A 19,217-nucleotide genomic window follows, 5' to 3' on the forward strand; every position below is an offset into this window, starting at 1 on the left:
AGCTAAATTTTAAAAAAAAATAATTATGATGCTTATATACAAGTACGTGTATGTATATGAATGCATATACAGATTATTTTCAATATATTGTGTATAACGTGCAACGTGTTGCACATTGCACATTGCACATTGCATGTTGTACGTTGGACGCTGGTGCAATATTTATATTTATATGCGGTAAAGATCAAATTTTTATAGGTGGGGGTTTAAGAATATCCCGATAAATCGGGATGCCTGCCTAGCTGAGTTTAGAAAGATAGGAATAGTTGATTTTAAGAGGAAATGGTGGGTCCGCTGGGAATCGAACCCAGGACCCTCGGCTTAAAAGGCCGATGCTCTGCCTAACTGAGCTACGGACCCACAATTTCCCCTCAATATTACTCCCATGGAAGCTTACCGTGTTCTACCAGATATTTCAAAGCGCTTCTACTCCTCAAACTTTTCAAATACTTTTTTTCCTTTGAAGACTACTTGCCTTATTTTAACACAAATCCCCTATAGCTACCAACAATATATTTATTCTTTTGCAAATTTAATCTTTTTTGTTAAGCTATAAAAGCTGTTTGGAATGCTTGATTCAAGGTATAGGTTAGTGATGAGGAGGCGCTATGTCTAAAGCAAGAATTCGGCGCAACACATCTTCCTTTATACCAGCTCCATGGAAGGAAGAAGAGCAAAAAGTTTATGGGACTAAGAATTACACCGGTTGCGGCAACTATTGGACGTATATTCCGAACTCCAAGTATAACCCAGTTAAAGAGAAGGAAAATACACAGCGTAAGAATGCCGTTGTGCTGGTTAGGATTAAGTTACCAAATCTCAATACAAGCTTACGTGCAGCAAGGAACTTAATTCAAAACACATTTCGGCAGCCCAATCTAAGCTTCTTTTGATTTTGCAAAAATGGTGAACATGTGCCAGCAACAATCGGGAGAAGCTTTTTCTCTTGGCTACTGTGCTTCTAGTATGTTAGAATAGGGGTGTGTTGGAGCCATTATTTATGGGGGTATAGCTCAGTTGGCTAGAGCGTTTGCGTGGCACGCAAAAGGCCGCCGGTTCGAGTCCGGCTACCTCCACCACCTATAATTATGGCCCCATCGTCTAGCCCGGTCCAGGACGCCAGGTTTTCATCCTGGTAACACCGGTTCAAATCCGGTTGGGGTCACCAAGTGAGAAAAAATTACAGTGTTTGAATTTCAAAGAATAATATTGTATATTGAGTCTGTATTATTAATAATTGCTTGTAATTAAGGGATATTTCTAAGTGAACAAATTTTTAAGAATTCTTCGTTGGTTTTTCTCTAGTATTCTAGGTATTTTCCTAACACTTCTAATTTTTGTTGGGCTTTTTGCTTCTTCTGTTTCCACCACACTAAAAAATCCAGATAATTTAAAGAATTGGCTTAGTAAGGGCGAGGTTTACCAAAACCTTCCTGCTACTGTAGGTAAATTAATCCAATCTCAGGATGACATGGGAGGAAATGAAATACCTCTGGGAGAAGAGATGGTAGATACTACAACTACTGAGGTCTTAGAACCGCACTGGCTTGAATAAAATGTTGAGAATATTCTTGATGCTTCTTATCTGTTTTTAGAGGGTGAGACCCAAGTTCCAGATTTTGAAATAGATATAGCTGATAGAAAAGATATAATTGTGGAAGCGTTTAGCCAAAATATAAAAAACAACATTCGAAACCTTCCTCAGTGCACTCCTTTACAAGAGGCAGCAATTCAACCACAAACTTTTAATCCAATGGAAGCTGAATGCCGCCCAAGTTTTTTTACCGAGCAGGTATTAGCTCAGATGGATACAGAAATTGAAAGAGGGTTAGAAGCTGAGCTAATGCAAAATGATGTGATGCAAGAAGGCAAACTTAAGTCTAGGAATTTAATAAATATAGATGAAAAAGAAGTTGAGTTAATCCAAAAAAGTTACAAGCATTTTGCAAACGCACCCCTTTATTTTGTTATTGCACTCTTAGTAATCTCCCTAATTATATTTTTACTTGTTCCACAGCTTAAAAATAAACTTCTAACATTGGGTGCTTTTTGGTCGTTTTCTGGTTTAATTGCGTTGATCAGCGTACCAATTGCTAGGACTTTAACTCCAACTTTTTTGCAAAAAATTCTTGAATCTTCAGACTTTGAGAGCCCACAGTTGTTGTTGGAAGTAATAAATAAACCTCTAACATTAGCCATCAATGCTATTACTACTCACCTACTATTGTTTGGCGGTATTATATTAATTCTCGGAATAGCGTTGCTTGTTGGAGGCTTTGTTGTTAAATCTTCGGAGAAACAAACTACCACGTAATTGGTTCAAGTTTAAACTGCTATCCCTCATTAGATTAGAATTTTATATATAATTATAGTTGAATAGCGCCTAAAATACTGTAGAATAAACTGACAGCAATTAAAACCATTCTTATTTTTAGGACAAATAAGCTTGAATAAAAAAGGAAGAAAGGGAAATGAGAAAGATTAAACGGTCAAAAAGGAAAAGCATTGGTCTTGATGCTTTAGAAAAGGAGCAGGCCCAACTCGTACAAATAGTTGGTTACCTGGGTGCTACTTGGATTATAAGCGTTGACGGCGGCCCTCCTGTAAATGATCGTACTGGAAAAGAAGTTAGCAATTTCGAACCAGTTACAGGTGATTATTACTTTATGCTTAATGGTGTTCTCTGGTGTAGTGCACGTCCTTACGATAAACCAACTTAAACTGGTAAGGCTGCCAACTTCGGGTTTGCCTGTGAAAATAAACATTACGTTAAAAAGGGCATTGATTTGCATTATTTCTTAGTTGTTAGGAGGCAAATCATGCCCTCTTTCTTTTCTATAAACCTAGGAAAAGACAACTAGATATGCAGTGGTAAAGTGTTTAAACTTAAACTTACTTGTAGTGTATTATTGAACTATGTACAAGACTGTAATTTTTGATTTTGATGGAACAATTGCAGATACCTTTTCAATTTTTTGCAACACGCTGAGAAAACTTAGTGAAGATTTTGGACAAAAAGAATTAACTGAAGAAGATATAAAAGCGTACCGAGCGAAAGGTGCAAAGGCGCTAATTAAGGATTTTAAAATTTTGCCGTGGCGAATACCCTTTTTGATAAAGAAGGGTCAAGTTTTGTTTCAAGAGAAAATCCAAGAAGCAGAACCGTTTCCCCAAATTCCAGAGATTCTTTACAAACTGGCTGAAAGCAATAATAAGCTTGGGGTTTTAACTACAAATTCAAGGAAGAATGTCCAAATTTTTCTCAAAAAGCATAATTTGGAAGTATTTGCTTTTATTGTATCTGTTCCCAGCCTCTTTAGTAAAAGCAGAACAATAAGAAGTACTTTTAAAAAGTATAATCTTAAGTGCAAGGAAGTTATTTATGTTGGAGATGAATTACGAGATATTGAAAATGCAAAAAAAGCAGGTGTTGATGTAGTAGCTGTAACTTGGGGGTACAATAATAAAGAGCTTCTTGTTCGAGGCAATCCCGATTTTATTATTGAAAAACCAAAAGAGCTGTTAAATATACTTCAAGATTAAATTTAGTTTAAACTAGACCCGACTTTTAATAAACTGTAAAATTACATAAGCCCCAAAAATAATTCCCACTAAGTTTAGAGATAAATTTACAGTTGCATTTAGTAGCACTTCCCTACTTTGATCAGCAACAGCAATTCCCATAATTGCCATTGGCGGGACCAAAGCAACAGAAACAGCAACCCCCGTTAGTTTCTCGGAAACACCAGGCCAAAAAAGACTCAGTGCCGCAGCAGAACCTGCAATTGTTGCCACAAGGAAATAAGAAAGGGGGTTTTGTCCCAAATTTGTTATAAAGTCAATTCCTTGTGTATCAACCCCTAAAACGTACGACAACGCCACACAAAAAACAAAACCAATTATTAGTTCCAAAAATAAGCTCCAGAGGCTGCTAAAGAAGCCTTCTTTATCTTTCCAAACAACAGCTGCCGGTAAAACCAAAATAGAATAAATTAAGGGGGCAATAATCATTGCACTAGAGTTTATAGAAAGGCCTAAAATACAAATGGATAAGCCCGCGAGGGACAGAAAGGCAAAATCAAAATCAAGTTTAGATTTTTCAAACAATTCTTGGTAAGAATTTTCTATTTTTATCTTTCTAACTATTTCAAAATTATCCCAAAACATTTTGTTAAGAATTAAATTAAATGCTTAATACTAAGACCAAAACTAGACAAAGCTATTTATCTGAAATTTATATTAGCAAGAAAAATATACAAAAATCCAGACCCTTAATTGGTGAGTATTGATAAGAAATTTTAACAAATTTTGATTTGTTTAGTAATTTATTTTGGTATAAAATATTGGGTGCCCGTGAAATTTTCTAAATCAGCTCTCTTCAAAAACAAAAAAAATTTTCCTAGTAATTCCTGTTTTTTTATTCTTTTCGGGGTTGGCGTTTTTTAAATTTAAATCTAACAAAAACAGTGAGAACCGATCGGAAAATTCTACAACCGTTGATATTAATTTGACAGATAATAAAGAAGATTCGGACTCTTTCTCACCAATACCCTTTGCAGAATTAACAATTCCCTATTTACGCCAACGCAAGTATGAAAGTGAACTTACAAGTTTGGAAGAAGTTTCACAAGATAGTAGTTACATTACGTATATAACTAGCTATGATTCTGATCAATTGAGGATAAACGCTTTATTAACCAAACCCACAGGCAGAGAGCCGGAAGAGGGGTGGCCGGCTATTGTTTTCATTCACGGTTATATTCCGCCTAGCCAATACCAAACTGGGGAGAGATACAGTGACTATGTGGATTACTTAGCAAGAAATAATTTCGTAGTGTTTAAAATTGATTTGCGGGGTCACGGAGCTTCCGAAGGTGAACCCAGTAGTGCTTATTACTCTTCTGACTATGTCATAGATACATTAAATGCTTATGCAGCATTGCAAAACTTGGATTTTGTAAATCCAAATCAAATTGGATTATGGGGTCACAGTATGGGTGGAAACATTATCTTACGCAGTTTAGTAGTAAAACCAGATATTCCAGTAGCAGTTATTTGGGCTGGATCTGTTTTTACATACCAAGATTTTATTGATTATGGTATTGATGATGATTCTTACCAACCCCCAAGTCCAACTGCTCCCCGACGTCAATATCGCCAAGATTTATTTGATACCTATGGTAGTTTTAGTTTAGATAGTAATTTTTGGAGTTAGGTATCACCGGTTAATTATTTAACAGATATCAAAGCTTCAATCCAACTTCATCACGCTACTAACGATACCGTAGTTGGAGCTGAGTATAGCAAAAACATTAGAAACTATTTGGAGCACGCAGGGGTCCCCGTTGAGCTTTACGAATACCCGCAAGGTGGGCACAATATAAGTAGTACAGATTTTCCGATTGCTATGCAAAGAACAGTAGAGTTTTTCAAACAACAATTCAATTAGGAATCTTTTCCCAGCAAGTTCTTAGTCTAAATTTCAAACAAATGCCTGATATTGATCATCTCATAAAATTGAGGTTTTGGTTAATTTAGTTTATAATCAAGGCGTCCATAGGTTTGTTATGCGAGTGCAGGTAAATTGGTAAGGAGGTAAGGGAAAATGAGAAAGCTAGATTTTTCCGGTGGACATCTGCATGTGAAAAGGGGAAGCTTGACACTTCCTTCTATTATTGGGAGCCTGCTCATCGGAACGCCTATATCCGTGTGGATAGGCAATAAGATGTTTGAATCGCTAGTGAGATTGCAAATTTCCGGAGTCTTTACTAAAGACGAGAGGAAAGCCATGTTTTTCACTGGTGTTATTCAAACAAACGGTAATGAACAAGAAATTTACGGTAAGCTGGATACACTAAGGAGAAAGGGGTGGCTCAAAGAAGGTACGGTTCAGATTGAACAACTCAACATATAAGGCCATTAAAAAGCGGGGCAGGAACTCCACTAAGCAAATCTTTGGGGTTTCACCTCGCTTTACCATTTTATGAAAAAGCCCTGAGGCTTTTGAACAGCGCTCAGGGCTTAGAGGTCAATTTATCAGGTGCCTACTGAAGTTGGATCTCGTATTCATGTCGATGTATAGGGCAATGCGCTCCAAGCAAAAAGCCGTGCGAGCTAAGACGAGGAACTAGCAAACTGCTACACCCTCTTATTTGACAGCGTGGGGCCTGCCCTTTTCGAGTAAAGATAATGGAAAAGTTGCAATCGCTTGCGGTACACCGATAACCAAGAATTTCTCCCTGTTTAATATGCGTACCATCAAGCAATGTCTCATTCCTTTTGGCAAAGGTATAGAAGACGGGCTTATTGCATTTAGGACAGGTTGGCCGCTCCCCGTCAACTCTGCAAGCAATGACTTTCCCACAGTCTGAGCATCTATACCCAATTATTTCTCCCTTTCCAACTCCCAATTTGTACCTAGCACTAAAGGTCCCATTAGGAAAAACAGAAATCGAAAATTTTGCAATATAAGGCTCTAACCCAACTTCACAACAGGGAGAGGTAGGCTGCTCACCATTTCTATTGCAAATTCCCCTTAAATCGCAGGTACTGCAAATGTTCCCACCTTCTTCGTAGTACTCAAGACAAACTAAACAAGACACAATCCTTACTCCTTTTCTCTGTTGTTAGCTTTTTGATATCTGGTTGTTGGAACAGCAAACAGTAAAAGGCTAAGAACGTGTCTACCAAATCAATTTGAGGTGCATTTTTGTGTCTCCTTTCTTTACCTAGCTTTATAGTCTTTCTACTTTCAGTGGAGATTAAGAATAGCTTGTGGGTACAATATCTGTCAAGAGCTAGAAGTCAAAATCACTTTCGGAAAAAGTTTCTGTACTGTAGGTATAAATTTCCGTTTCCGGGTCTTTCCAGGCGTCTTTATAAAGTCCTGCCTTACTAGCACAAAGTTGGCATAAGAAGGTTTCTAAGTCCCAGCTTGTTTCCTTTGCAACCTGAGGAAGAAACGTTCCACTTTTTTGCCCTCTTCTTATCATCACACCGTCTTCACCAAGCTTAATCTGGTTGGGATCTTCTATTTGTTTTGGAGGGGCAATAATAGAAATTTCAATTTCAATATCCGCAAGCTCTTCCGGCTGAACAGGTGGAAAGCGCGGATCTTTTAAAGCTGAGACTTCAGTTTGGTCTTGCACAACATTCCAAAGCGGTTTATTAGGTTCAAATATACCCATACACCCGCGTAGTTGATTATTCTTTTTTAAAGTGACAAAGACTCCTAACTCCTGTTCAAGTAGCGAATCTTCTACTTCAAACAAAGGTTTGTTTCCGGTATTGACTACACTTTCTAAAGTTTCTCTGGCAATAGATAAGAGCTGCTTCTTTTGCACCGTGTTTAGACAAAGGGGATCATTGGTTGTTTCTTTTCTTGAGGTGTTTTCCCCTTTTTCCTCAAAAAAACCGATAGCAGCATAACCAACAACTTTTCTTCTTTCTCCGCTTACATCTCCAGAATTGGCGTATTTTAGGAGGCGAATATCATTGGCACCAACACCTTTTGCTATGTGCATTCCAACAAGAATAGCGTCTTTTCCACAAGCACAGGTAGCAAGATTGGAAATACCCTTGGACATTGACTGGTCTATTGCTCGAGTAACGTCTCGGGGATTACCGGTCAAAATTGCGTCGGTTGTTTTTCTGTCCACTTCCTGAGCAGCTTCGTATGGAGGATAATGAGAAAGGTCGCTACTAACAATTATTAAAGTTTGGGAATCTATTAGTTCAACTAACGACTGGGAAACCTCTGTTACTATCTTGTCTTCTTCAGAACCAATGAGGATTGGCACAATTTTAAAGCTAGGCTTGCCTTTTTTATCTGATATTCCTAATGTTTTTTGGAGAAATGGAAGTTGGACCTCCAGAGAGTGTTCATTTTTGTGAGGCCTGTGGTTTTTTTCAATGAAAGAACTAGTACGGCTTAAGTTCTCAGTAAAACCTTTGTCCAGAGGCACCTCCCCTAGAGGTGTTTTCCAGGCGTCCGAGTCGTCAATGGTAGCTTTTGACAGGGGAACTTGGTGACTAGAACCTAACAATACAACGCGTTTATAATTTTCTGTTTCGAGCTGTTTATAACCTTCCGCAGCGACGGAACCGGAAAATCTGTATCCGGCGTGGGGCACAACAAGCATCCGTAGCTTACCGTCAAGAACTACGGGCTGAGCATTGCTTAAAAAAACATCTATAGTGTGGGACAAATCTTCCGGATTTTGGGGATAAAATGAACCTGCTACAGCAGGAGAACGTGATTTCATTGGGTAATCGGTACCTTTTTGCTTCTTAAAATAAATTTTAACACATTGATAAAAGCAATCTTTAAAAAGCAAAAGTCCTGAGCAGGGGCAAGATACTAAAAACTGCTCAGGACTATGAGAAACTATGCATGGTTATCCTCCTCTTTTTTGGGGAGCAGTATAGATACAGCAGACACAAAAAGGTCTGGTGATACCTTTAGGTCCTTCGCACAGATTCCCAGATAGGAAGATGTAATAGCCAGAGCGAACAAAGCTACGGCTTGTCTAACATCCTCTTCAGGTGTACCCAGTTTTCCAGCTACCCTTTTAAAAGATGGTCGGCAGCTGAACGTTATAGATTCCTGGTCCAGCCAGTGCAATTGAAGCTTCAACATCTCCTTACCGTTGATTAACACTTCTCCTTGGCACATTTGACTCCTCCTTATTTTGTCTTAATCGTTTTTCTAGACTTATCTTCCTTGTGTAATGTTTTTAAACAGCTTAATGTTAGGGCTAGTTATAGAATTAGGGTAAGTTACGGCAACAAGATCAATTCGTAGCGGTTCTTTTTCTTTACTTTGAACTTTCTGGTAAATTTGGGCAGTTCTTTTTAAAACATGGAGCTTTTCGCTAGTAACAGATTCTTGAGGAGTTTGGTAACTGTTAGGTCCCCGTACGCGAACCTCTACAAAAACCAAGGTATCTTTATCTCGCGCAATTATATCTATTTCTCCTCTTCCTTTGTATTGCCAATTCCGTTCTATAATTTGGTACCCGCGTTTTTTTAGGTATTTTTCAGCAAGGTTTTCACCCCTTGCCCCTATCTGAGACTTTTCAAAAGGCATAAGCTACTTTTGTTCTTTAACTTTTAGTGCTCTCTTGCCCACACGTCCACGAAGATAGTAAAGCTTTGAACGACGTGCTTTACCTTTCTTTAATACCTCTAAATCCTTTAATTTAGGTGAAAACAAGGGGAAAATCCTCTCCACACCAATATTGCCAGTACTAATCTTGCGCACCGTAAAGGTTTTGTAATCCTCTTTGCCCTTTATAGCGATAACTACTCCCGTAAAGTCTTGAACCCGAGTTTTGTCATCTTCAGTAATTTCCCAACTTACTTTGACCAGATCCCCGGGACCAAAGGAAGGAATCTCTTTTTTTTCGGGCTTGTTCTCAGACACAGATTTTTTATCTTTCTTCTCTTCGTTTTCCATTGTGGGCGTTATTCTAGCATTAAAAGGGGAATTATGGCAAATGGGATGGCGAATAAGGAATACTGAATAATAAATAAGGAAGAGAAATTAACTAGAGAATTCTTTAAGGTTTCAGAACCGAATCCCTAAAGGTTTCGGTAGAAGGACTAAAGGATAAGAGATGAGAACTTGCTTATTCTATAAAACTTCTTTAAACCAGGAGTATCTAGAGGCAGCCTCTAGATAAACCTGTGATAAAAGCAAATAAGAGTACTGTTTGTGCTACAAATTGGCTACGAATAAATAAACTTTCTTTGCTGTTGCAAAATAGTTGTAAACAGAGTACCCTTTGGGTAGGTTCTAAAATTTTTCCCTAAAGGAAACTAACAAAAAAAGGAGAGCAGTGACCACGGAACCAATCTTTAAGCGTATGCACCCTGCCGAGGACGAAGACACTTTTCAAATTAATTTTGGAAGTGTACAAGAATGTGTCCGTATAATAAAGAAAAGATCAAATCAATGGGAGTTAAAAGATACAGAACTAGCAATACGGAGGACGCTCATCCACTTGGAAGAATATAGCAACTTGACCCTGTGGCGGGAAGTTTACATTCTTGTTTGTTTGTATCCCGAATACCTGGGCCGGGAACTGGATCTCCCAACTCCTGCAACTTTACGTAATGCAATTCGTATAACCTTAGCCCGAGCAATCGCTGCGCAGATGTAAATTACACAGCCGCTAGATCTAAGCGCAACTTAGCCTAGCGGCTATTTTTGTAGAAACCACCAACCCGTTTGACATATATAGGACAGTATTATATAATTAAATTGTAGCTTAGAGAACGCAATTTAGCGGCCGAAAGCCTGTGGGGGAGAGATGACAAGTAGAGGTAGGATACTTGTCTTACAGAGCTTTTTTGCTCAATTCCCCACAGACTTTTGTTCACTAGAAAGTATCTTTAAATTGACTAATATAAGATACTGTGATATACTATAAGTGTGTTGAAGAGAAAAGCACAGAAGAAGGATGATCGCGGGAAAAGAGAAGGTCACAGAACAAAAGGAAGATGATCACGGAAAAGTGTGCACAATTTAAAAACTTAGCTTAATTCTAACCCCTCACCATACAGCGCAGGGTGTACCCTAACTAGGAGAGAGGCGGTTCGCGGACTTCACCGTGAACTTTAGAGCTTAAAGAGGCTCTGCTTTAGAGAAGATGCGACCCCTACCCGTCACGCTTAGCGTGAAGCGTTATCTCCTTTGGAGTGGAGCCTTTTTTGATTGTTTCTTAGGGAGTTTCTGAACGAGCTTAGAAACAATCAATTTCGATCCCGACTATTGGTCGGGAGAGAAATCAGAAAGCTTGAGGTTTCTCGGAAGACCTCGAAACGGGCCTTAACTTAACGGAAAGGATTTGTGCTGATTTGGAAAGGATTTACGCGAAAAAGACATGCACATTTACATTAATTCTTGCCGCAAGCAGATTGGGAACAACAACTTGTTCTCAGCCCGCTTGCGGTGAGGTAGGTAAGCTAAGAAGCATACCTACTTTGGGGAAGACCACAAGGCGGAAACATGCATTGAAAAAAGGGGATGGAAAATTCTGCTCACCACAGGCCATCGTAAGGGCAATAGGGTGAGTGGAGAAGGAGTAAGAAAAATGTTTATGCGGTTCGTGAAAGTCACACTGATAGTTGCGTGGCTTTGCGCCACGTTCCACAGCATTTTGTACCTGGCGGACCCAGTGGAATTGGGTCCGCTAACCGTCGCCCTTATGAGCCTCGGCTCGCCGCTTCTGGCGGCAGCAGCCGCTGCACTGATCGTCCACGACAAGTGGGCGAAAAGGGCTCACAGAGCAGAAGATGCGGTAGCCGCCCTGTTTTGGGATGCGCGCCAGAACGCACTCCTGCGCAATATCTTTTCGCGCAAGAAGCGCGGCATTGATGCGGCGGAGAGGGATTGGTCCCTCCTCCGCCGGATTATTCTGGCGATAAGTGCTCTTCGCGGAGAAGACAGCCCGCTCCGTGAGGAGTTTCAGCGTTGGAAGGAACTCGAACGCGAGTTCCCTCTAGGATAGGACAGCGTTCCGAGGTCCTTCCCCCCTCGGAACCACAAGGTTTAGAAGCTATTTGGGTATATCCCAAATATGTTGTACCTTGCCCAATGGCAAAAACAACAATTCCGATTCACCGGAATGCTTCCTCTCTCCGAGCAACTTTCGGTGTATCAATAATTTAGTTTATTGGTATACCAGAAGAAGGTGGTTCGGATCGGAGGAAGACACAAGCAATAACCAATCTTAAATTATTCGCGTAAATTCGTGTTTATAAAAGACAAAATACCGTATTAATTCGCGTTAATGAGCAATATAAATTTTCGCGTTTTTTCGCGTTATCAAAAGAAGAATACATTATTTTTTCGCGTATTTTAGCGTTTTGCTCTTTAACAACTTAATATCTTTAAGCTCATCATCCTTCGACAAGCTCAGGATGGTGGGTTTGAAGATACTGCTAGTCTTACATTAGCAGTAAATATCTTCGAAGGAGGCAAAATCGGCTATCAGCGTTCGGCACTCCGCTTTCCGCAGGAAAGAAGGAGTAGCGAGCTTCAGCTCGCGCCCCCTAACTGCTGGTAACTGTTTTGCCTTCTTCGAGGGCGAGGTTTCTTCCGCCGAATGGCGGATAATCTCCACCTCTGCGCTTTCCGAGGCCACACCGCCCCCACCATAGGGTTGTGATGTGGATAGGAGGCGCGCAGAGCAAATGGAGAGCTCCTTCTCAGAGCGAAGCTTGCTTTAGCAGATGACAGTTGGGGTGTAAGCAATCCCCATCTGCCCGTTCATCTGTGCTTGAAAGCATAATTCATATGAGAAAAGAAAGCTGACCTCTTAGAAGGTCGAGTTCCGTGCGCGTTAACCACGGATAGGGTGATCAACCTGAATATAATATGAAGCTTGAAGTTGAAGCGGGCAATGTCCAAAAACTTCCGGTGTAAGCTACCGTGATAGCTAGTCCCGAACAGTTCGGGTCGAAAGTCCTTGGCGAAATGCGCCAAGGCCGGGATTGTCATCCTGCTATAACCCTAAGGGAGGTTTTAATAAATGGCAAAAGTGTATCAGTACTTCTATGTTCGCGAACTAGGGTCCGGTGACGCGCACACAGTTACCGGTACGATCGAGGCGGAAGCGGAAGAAGAAGCGCGGGAGCAGATGATGTCGCTCCCGACGCAAAACCGCGCGGGAGACTACGCGCGAGTGTGCTACCGCCCAGAGGGCGGTAGCTGGAAGCAACTCAAGTCAGTGGCTCGGGCGATTGACTTGCCCGAGACAACCCCCGGCCCTTTGGGCCGGTTCTCCCAGATGTGGTGCAACGCAATCTGGGCCAAAGAGATGGGGTACATCCGCACGGTCGTTTGTCCTGAATGCGGTAGCCCCATCGTTCGCGCCAATAAGTACTACTTGAAATGCACAAACTGCGGCAAACGCGGACTGGCGGGGAGATTCGATTTCTCGCCGGCCTTCAAGGATGAAGTCCGGGCCCTCGCACCGGAAGCGCCCGAGTGCGTGATTCCGGGATCGGTGCCTTTGGTCGGGATGCACACCCAAGGTGGGATCATTGGTGTGCAAGTTCTTTGGCCAACGGGGGAGACGTACCGCGGTGGTGAGTACCACAATAAGTGGTACCGCATTCACCTCGGGTTGGAGGCCGAGTTCGATTCCTGCGTCCGTCCGGAGGATCTAGACGCGGAGGATCTCGAATTTGGCGAGAAGGTGACGCGACACGGCATACGCGAGTAAAATTTCCCTGGATTTCCCTGGGTTGCTGACGCCCTGTTCACAAGTTCAGTCAGGTTGATGCTTGCCTGGTCTGCCAGCCGGCGGACGAAGAAGCTCCTCAGCAACGGGTTTTAACCCTTTGAGGGATGGAGGGGCGGCAGAACAGAATATGCCCCGCCCGTTGCGCTAGAAAAGTTCTTCAGAGGAAAGCCAAGATCTTTGGCTTTTGGGGATACTTTCCCCTCCTCTGAATGAACATTGTTTCTCAGCTTCCGGAAAGAGTTAACCCTGATCTAGGGATCACATTTTAATAATGTGATAACTCTTTCCGGAGCTTCTTTGAGTTTTGAACCAAATTGTTCAAGACTGGAAGAAGCTTGCGCCAATTCCCTAAAGCTAAGCTTTGGGACTTGGATTTTTAAAGCTTAGCTTTTTTTCCTTGGCGCAGATACTTCGAAGGGTGGCTTTTTGTTAATTAGTGAGCTAGTTAGCAGAGAGCCTTCTTCGAGGGCGCGGTTTCCAAGAATCCTCTGATTCCGAGACAAAAATCGGAACGCAAAAACAGAGGAGCCCTTTCCAAGGGTGAACGGTGGCGAGCGCCTTGACGAGGATATAAACCCGTCAAGCAACCACGCTCAGCGTGGGGTACGCGAAGACCCACCACCGAGAGGAATGGAAACCCGACCTCTTTGAAGGTCGTTTTCCGTGCACGGTAGTCACGGATAAGGTGATCAACCCGAAAAAATATGGAGCTTGAAGTTGAAGCGGGCTTAGGCCCAATAACTTCCACCGAGCGGGTGTAAAACGTCAGGCCCAGTAGTGGCTGAAAGACCCCGACCAAATGTGTCGAGGGCCCGTCCGCATCGCCACGCGGGACGGTCCGAGAAAAAGGAGAATAAGAATGGCGAAGATGGTAGGAGTTGAACTAATGACCATGAGCAGTGACCCGGGATACGTACCGTCCAGCGGTTGGACGGAGGCCATTTTGGTCTCCGCCGACGCCGTAGCGGACTGCGCCGGAGAAGAGGAAGCCCTTTGGCTGATCGAGGGTGAGAAAATTACACCAGAGGACTTGGAAGATGTAAAGGTCAGCACGCGTCGGCGCGGCGTGTGCAACTACGAGTACTCCAAGGGGATCATGAAAGTCCCTGAGGGGATGGCCGTCGTGCAGAAGGAAATGATTGATATCTGCACGCGTGACCAGGTTTACCGGCGTGCTTGGATTGTCAACGAGGAATCCCTCGTTGAACTTTACCGCCAGCGCGCTAAGAGGTACAAGGAACTCATCAATGAGTTCCTTGAAAAGAAACAAGGGTTCGCTGACCTCCGCAAGGAGGTCCGCTAGAATTAAAAAACCGCAAGGGGGATCTCCGATCCAATCGGAGTGCGGTTGAAAAAAATACCCCCAGATCTCTCAGCATCCGAGAGAAGTCTAAGTCCCGTTCGGGGACAGTTCACTTACCTACCCAGGTATTTGAGCCAGACTTCTCTCGGAGCTTTCTCGGGTTTTTGATTTGATTGCATAGAAATCAAGAATCAGAAAAAGTTCGGACAGCCATGCCCCAAGAATTAAGGAGGTTAAAATGGCACAAGAAAAGGGGCGCTTGGACCGTGCCCAGGAACTGTATGATCATGTACAGGAACTGGGAAAAGAGATTCGGGAGGAGTACGGCTCCTTCCGGCGCCGGGTAAGGGCTACGGTCCTGGCGAAGCAGGAACCCGTAAGGGTCCCGCGCCGCGAAGAATGCCCCGAATGCGGGACCGTGGTGCGATCCCACCCCGCGGGCATGGGCCGCAGGTACGAGTGCCCGTGCGGATGGGAATATTTCAAGCGGGAGACCACTCGACTGAAGCAAACCCACCACACTGCCAGCCCCGACGGCCGGCGACCTGCCGGTTATTCGGAGCGCTTGGTCAGGGAGGACATCTCAACGGGTATGCCCCCTGTAGAAATCCCGGCCCAGCAAAACGCCGCGTCTAAACTGGGCGGCAATCGCTGGGAGTCGGCTTTCCCAGCCCTTAGCTGGGGTTATTTAAAGTCCCCACCAAGAGGTGACTGGGGACTGGACCGCTGGGTTGAAAGAGCTCAGCAGATGGTTGAGGAACTGGAAGCAATTCCAGTGCCTCCGGATGAAATCCCGGAAGGCCTATCTCCGGACGAGCTGCTCGAGTGGGCAGCCAAGTTTCCGGAGAAATAGGGGTCTAACCGGTCAAACGAGGGGACATTGCCCCTAACCCTGTCCCGATTTATCGGGAAGTAAAGGGTTGAAAATAAACGGATTGTGGAACAAATAGCTGACAGCGCCGCAGGGACTAGCGCACAAAAGCTACCGCAATCTAAGGAGCGACTACCGGCTCGGACAAGAAGGTAGAGGGGTAAATTAAATGTTCCAGATGCACAGTTGAGGGGTTTTCTTCCGCAAAGTCCAGGAAGAGTTTAACCCTAAAGGAACTACCCGACGGAGTTCAACTGCCCCCTTCGGGGGTTAAAGCAGGTCTTGAGAGCTTTGCGTTCATGCGAGCTTTCTTGGTGTATTTTGATGAGCCGTCATCAATTTACCTAACACATACCGATGTGTTGCCTTCTCTCTTAGTTCATCAAGAGATTGGTGGATTAAGACAGAAGGTTTTAAGTTCGGCTCCGCCAGCTGGCGAGTCAAAACCAAAAGACTTTTTCGCAGAACATTGCGAACTGGTCACCTCAACCCTACTTCTCTACTCTTAAATTCTTAAATATAAATTCTTAAACACCTTGAGAGCAGAAATGTGGGAACTCTGAAAATGCACAAGTAAGAAATTATACAATGCACTGTGCACTGTATATAGTACATTGAAATGTACTAAATAGGGGTCCGCCTCTTAGCCTTTCGTTAGGGTCCCGATTTTCGCCTCCTCCAGTTGGAGGATGGCGGATTCGGGAGAGAGGTTCAAGGGGCGGACTTCTGAATACGCGAATAAACGCCAATAATAAATGGTCGGAACCTTACGCTAATTTACACAAATAAGAAAGAGAGTATAAATGCAATTGTAGTATTTGTGCAGATGTTTTACGTAGACTCTATCGTCGTTTCGACAAGTCGGCACTACTTCAGAGTGACCTCTATTTTGATTTCTCAAAAGACTTCGAAAAGGGAAAAAAATACATGGTCGGAACTCTACGCTAATTTACGCAGATAAGAAGGATGGTATAAATTCTATTGGTAGGATTTACGCGGACGTTAGAAATAAAATTCCTAAATCGGAAAAGGAAAAAGGAAGATTCTATCGTCACGATATGAATCGTTCCTCCAGAATGACTCCTCTATATGCGGAAAACGGAGTGCAGGTACGGAAAGCGGATAACCTATTTTGATTTTTCTCCTGACCAAGTCGAGATCGAAAAGGTTCCGGCTGAACACTGTCCGCCGGCCGGCAGAGCTGTTAGGTGATATGGAGGGAATTGCCTCTTTTGCCTACTTTAACTGTATCCCCTTCCTCAACTTCTTTGCGAATAATTTTCTCCGAAATAGGATTCTCTATTTCCTTTTGAATAAGGCGCCGTAAGGGGCGCGCACCAAATTCAGGATCAAACCCTTTTTCGGCAAGATAATCTTTAGCTGTGTCAGTAATTTCTAGCTCTACTTCTTGTTCTCGTAAGCGCTCCTCAACTTTACTTACTTCCAGCTCAACAATTTTTCGTAAATCTTCCTTACTAAGAGGATTAAAAATAATAGTTTCATCAATTCGGTTCAAAAACTCGGGTCGAAATGTCTGACGAAGCCGGTTGCTAATTTCTTCCTCAATTTCCTTCCTTTCCATCCCATCTTCAGCATCCTCCACAAAAGAAATACCCTCTTTCATATCTTGGTAAAACAATTCACTACCCACGTTAGAAGTCATAATAATAATCGTATTCTTAAAATCAACAGTCTTCCCTTGCCCGCTGGTCAAACGCCCATCCTCAAATATTTGGAGCAGAATATTAAACACACTTGAGTGTGCTTTTTCTACCTCGTCCAAGAGAATAACTGAAAAAGGCTTACGGCGAACAACTTCTGTCAATTGACCACCTTCCTCATACCCTACATAACCGGGCGGTGCTCCTACCATCCGAGAAACATTGTGCCTTTCTTGATACTCGCTCATGTCTAACCGAACCATTAGATCCTCATTGCCGTAAAGAACATCTGCTAATGCTTTGGTCAGCTCTGTTTTTCCAACCCCGGTTGGTCCTAGGAAAAGAAAGGTTCCAATAGGTCGGCTCGGGTTCTTTAGACCTGCTCTAGAGCGCCTGATTGCCTCGCTAACCGACTTTACCGCATCTTCTTGATCTACAACCCGTTCGTGGATTCTTTCTTCCAAATTAGCCAACTTCTCTTGCTCCTCTTCTGAAAGATCTTCAAGAGGAATTCCTGTCATATTAGAAACAATTTCCGCTACATCTTCCTCATCTACTGTTGGGTGTTCTTCCATTTTGGTTTGCCGCCAAATTTCCACCAATTCTTCGCGCACACCTTTCAACTCATTTAATTTTTTCTCCAGTTTTTCCTTTTCCTCACCTTTGGCATCAACTAACTGTTCCCTTATTTCCTGAATCTCACTTTCAACCTGCTTAAGATTTTCTGGTTCTTCAATTGCTTCCAATCGAACCTTCGCACATGCTTCATCCAAAAGATCAACAGCTTTGTCTGGTAAGAAACGGTCCGAAATATAGCGATCCGATAATTTTGCACAAGCAGCTAATGCCTCAGGTGTAATCTCAACTTGGTGATGCTCTGAGTAATGATCTTTCAATCCTCTTAGTATTTTTATAGTTTCTTCAGTAGTAGATTCACGAACGAAAACAGGTTGGAACCTTCTTTCTAGTGCACCGTCTTTTTCAATATGCTCTCTGTATTCATCCAAGGTGGTAGCACCAATAGCACGCAATTCTCCCCGAGCCAAAGGAGGCTTTAATATATTGGCAGCATCAATTGCACCTCGGGCAGCACCTGCTCCCACAATTGTATGCAACTCATCAATAAACAGTATTATTTGCCCCTCAGCTTTTTGTACCTCTTCAATAGCTTGCTTAAGCCGCTGCTCAAACTGTCCCCGCACACTAGCACCAGCCAACATCAGGGATATATCTAGGGCAACTATTCTTTTACCTTCTAGTGTTTCCGGCACCTTTCCGTTAGCAATTCGTTGAGCCAATCCTTCAACAATAGCAGTTTTCCCCACCCCAGGATCACCAATAAGAACAGGATTGTTCTTTGTCCGTCGGGACAAAATATGAATTACTCGTTCAATTTCTTTATCACGACCAATTACAGGATCTAGCCTTCCTTCCTCAGCTTCTTTAGTAAGGTCGCGGCCAAACTTGTCTAAAGCAGAGGTCTCCTGAGCTCCAGATTGGAGCTTTGCAAAACATTGCTCACAAACATTGACAAACACCGGTCGTCCGTCAACCATTTTTTGAGTTTGAATTTTAGCTGGCCTTTTACCACAGATTTGGCACTGTACCATAGATTTACTAGTTTTCAGTTAATAAATATATTTAGTCGTTTTTAAAGTTAAAGGCCCTTCGGCTTACCGCGCACCGCTTTCCGCACACCGCTTAAGAAAGAAAGATATTATTCGTCAAGATTTCGCATAAATGACCACAAAAGCGCACTTATTCGATCAGCCTTTTCATAAACACTGTTAAAATTTTCTTCGCTGCAGTAGTTAACCCTTTTTGAAAATCGCAACATAAATTTAACTTCGGACAAGGAGGCATACGCAATATTTAAAAAACGCCTCATCTCTTTTTCACTTTTTCGTGCAACACCTTCGACAATATTTGCACCTACTGAAACGACACCTCGTTGGAGCTGGCTTACTAAACCATATCTCTCAAATTTTGGGTATGTAGCAACTAATTTATAGACATCAACAGCTAAATCTTCTGAAAGCCTTATTAACTTGTCCTTTAAAGTTTCCTTCATCTTTTCATTTCCGAAGCGGAGGGCCGTACGCGGGTTGCGGTACGCGGAAAAGCGCCTT

The 19,217-nt window shown here is 42.6% G+C and carries 17 protein-coding genes and 3 tRNA genes; 13 read left to right on the forward strand and 7 right to left on the reverse strand.

The window, feature by feature from the left end; genetic code table 11:
- Positions 1-283: 283 nt before the first annotated feature.
- A tRNA-Lys gene (locus tag U9M98_03200) sits at positions 284-360 on the reverse strand.
- A 642-nt stretch (positions 361-1,002) separates the two neighbouring features.
- Between U9M98_03200 and U9M98_03205 the strand changes: the two genes are divergently transcribed.
- The 6 genes from U9M98_03205 (at position 1,003) to U9M98_03230 (ending at position 3,543) form a co-directional block, all read left to right on the forward strand.
- A tRNA-Ala gene (locus U9M98_03205) sits at positions 1,003-1,079 on the forward strand.
- Between the two features lie 11 nt (positions 1,080-1,090).
- Positions 1,091-1,168 (forward strand) — tRNA-Glu (locus tag U9M98_03210).
- Positions 1,169-1,264: 96 nt separating this feature from the next.
- Positions 1,265-1,555 carry a hypothetical protein gene (locus U9M98_03215; GenBank protein ID MEA2020692.1) on the forward strand — a complete coding sequence of 97 codons (291 nt, stop codon included), beginning with the start codon at positions 1,265-1,267 and terminating at the stop codon, positions 1,553-1,555.
- 99 nt (positions 1,556-1,654) lie between these two features.
- The gene (locus U9M98_03220) at positions 1,655-2,314 is read left to right on the forward strand and encodes a hypothetical protein (protein MEA2020693.1); all 660 of its coding nucleotides are present in this window, start codon (positions 1,655-1,657) and stop codon (positions 2,312-2,314) included.
- Between the two features lie 157 nt (positions 2,315-2,471).
- On the forward strand, positions 2,472-2,720 hold the full coding sequence (locus U9M98_03225; GenBank protein MEA2020694.1) for a hypothetical protein: 249 nt from the start codon (positions 2,472-2,474) through the stop codon (positions 2,718-2,720).
- Between the two features lie 196 nt (positions 2,721-2,916).
- Complete coding sequence (locus U9M98_03230; protein MEA2020695.1) at positions 2,917-3,543, forward strand: HAD-IA family hydrolase; 627 nt, start codon at positions 2,917-2,919, stop codon at positions 3,541-3,543.
- 12 nt (positions 3,544-3,555) lie between these two features.
- Here U9M98_03230 and U9M98_03235 read toward each other — a convergent pair whose 3' ends face one another.
- Complete coding sequence (locus U9M98_03235) at positions 3,556-4,167, reverse strand: DUF389 domain-containing protein (GenBank protein MEA2020696.1); 612 nt, start codon at positions 4,165-4,167, stop codon at positions 3,556-3,558.
- 340 nt (positions 4,168-4,507) lie between these two features.
- Here U9M98_03235 and U9M98_03240 point away from each other — a divergent pair, with 340 nt between their 5' ends.
- Together U9M98_03240 and U9M98_03245 are read left to right on the forward strand one after the other, a co-directional pair.
- Positions 4,508-5,215, forward strand: coding sequence for an alpha/beta fold hydrolase (locus tag U9M98_03240; protein MEA2020697.1), 708 nt, complete (start codon positions 4,508-4,510; stop codon positions 5,213-5,215).
- Positions 5,216-5,605: 390 nt separating this feature from the next.
- Positions 5,606-5,914: a hypothetical protein gene (locus U9M98_03245; protein MEA2020698.1), complete on the forward strand. Its 309-nt coding sequence runs from the start codon at positions 5,606-5,608 to the stop codon at positions 5,912-5,914.
- 883 nt (positions 5,915-6,797) lie between these two features.
- Here the strand turns inward: U9M98_03245 and amrB are convergent.
- From amrB to rplS, 3 genes are all read right to left on the reverse strand, one after another.
- Complete coding sequence (amrB, locus tag U9M98_03250; GenBank protein MEA2020699.1) at positions 6,798-8,264, reverse strand: AmmeMemoRadiSam system protein B; 1,467 nt, start codon at positions 8,262-8,264, stop codon at positions 6,798-6,800.
- 449 nt (positions 8,265-8,713) lie between these two features.
- On the reverse strand, positions 8,714-9,088 hold the full coding sequence (locus U9M98_03255) for a YraN family protein (protein ID MEA2020700.1): 375 nt from the start codon (positions 9,086-9,088) through the stop codon (positions 8,714-8,716).
- Between the two features lie 3 nt (positions 9,089-9,091).
- Entirely contained in the window at positions 9,092-9,457 is a 366-nt protein-coding gene (rplS, locus tag U9M98_03260; protein MEA2020701.1) for a 50S ribosomal protein L19, read from the reverse strand.
- 382 nt (positions 9,458-9,839) lie between these two features.
- Between rplS and U9M98_03265 the strand changes: the two genes are divergently transcribed.
- From U9M98_03265 to U9M98_03285, 5 genes are all read left to right on the forward strand, one after another.
- Entirely contained in the window at positions 9,840-10,163 is a 324-nt protein-coding gene (locus U9M98_03265) for a hypothetical protein (GenBank protein ID MEA2020702.1), read from the forward strand.
- Between the two features lie 909 nt (positions 10,164-11,072).
- Positions 11,073-11,513, forward strand: a complete 441-nt coding sequence (locus U9M98_03270) for a hypothetical protein (protein ID MEA2020703.1) — start codon at positions 11,073-11,075, stop codon at positions 11,511-11,513.
- Between the two features lie 1,515 nt (positions 11,514-13,028).
- Complete coding sequence (locus tag U9M98_03275) at positions 13,029-13,232, forward strand: hypothetical protein (GenBank protein MEA2020704.1); 204 nt, start codon at positions 13,029-13,031, stop codon at positions 13,230-13,232.
- Positions 13,233-14,112: 880 nt separating this feature from the next.
- Complete coding sequence (locus U9M98_03280; GenBank protein ID MEA2020705.1) at positions 14,113-14,556, forward strand: hypothetical protein; 444 nt, start codon at positions 14,113-14,115, stop codon at positions 14,554-14,556.
- 592 nt (positions 14,557-15,148) lie between these two features.
- On the forward strand, positions 15,149-15,409 hold the full coding sequence (locus U9M98_03285) for a hypothetical protein (GenBank protein ID MEA2020706.1): 261 nt from the start codon (positions 15,149-15,151) through the stop codon (positions 15,407-15,409).
- A 1,222-nt stretch (positions 15,410-16,631) separates the two neighbouring features.
- Here the strand turns inward: U9M98_03285 and U9M98_03290 are convergent.
- The gene (locus tag U9M98_03290) at positions 16,632-18,644 is read right to left on the reverse strand and encodes an ATP-dependent Clp protease ATP-binding subunit (GenBank protein ID MEA2020707.1); all 2,013 of its coding nucleotides are present in this window, start codon (positions 18,642-18,644) and stop codon (positions 16,632-16,634) included.
- 161 nt (positions 18,645-18,805) lie between these two features.
- Positions 18,806-19,159 carry a four helix bundle protein gene (locus U9M98_03295; GenBank protein ID MEA2020708.1) on the reverse strand — a complete coding sequence of 118 codons (354 nt, stop codon included), beginning with the start codon at positions 19,157-19,159 and terminating at the stop codon, positions 18,806-18,808.
- Positions 19,160-19,217 lie beyond the last annotated feature (58 nt).

Source organism: Patescibacteria group bacterium, from assembly GCA_034659915.1.
GTDB lineage: Bacteria > Patescibacteriota > WWE3 > JAUXAW01 > JAYEID01 > JAYEID01.